Genomic DNA, 449 nt, shown 5'->3' on the forward strand with positions numbered 1-449 from the left:
TCGATTTAACACATCGTGAAGTGATGATAAGTGTGTGCCTGTATTGGGGACCAGTCAAAACATAAATAAAAAACCACCGACCAACGCGGGCTTTTTCTATTCTATGAGTTCAACAGTGACGCTGGCTGAGTCGCAGATATTAGTAACGCTTAAGTTTCGGACTCTTTGCTAGGTTATTGCGGCCAACCTGCTTCAGAAAGCATGTTTTGAACACGCCGTGAAGTGCCATCAATGCCATGCGGTATAGTGAGATATAACCACCTCGTGCAATACGTCCTTCAACCAGCATCGAACCTTTGGTTAAGTAGCCCATCAAGCTCCCTACTGTAGAGAAGCTGCTTAGAGACACTAAAGAACCATGGTCTTTGTTGACATAGTTTTTCAACTCACGATCATTTAGCTTCTCCACAAAGTTGCTGCACGCTTGGCTAGCCATGTACGAGACTGTT

General features: G+C 44.5%; 1 pseudogene. It reads right to left on the reverse strand.

From position 1 onward, the window contains the following. Positions 1-139: 139 nt before the first annotated feature. Positions 140-449 (reverse strand): annotated as a pseudogene (locus UF05_RS08900) (FAD-dependent oxidoreductase); the annotation flags it as partial.

Source organism: Vibrio sp. S457-15, from assembly GCF_000960545.1.
Taxonomy (GTDB): Bacteria; Pseudomonadota; Gammaproteobacteria; order Enterobacterales; family Vibrionaceae; genus Vibrio; species Vibrio parahaemolyticus.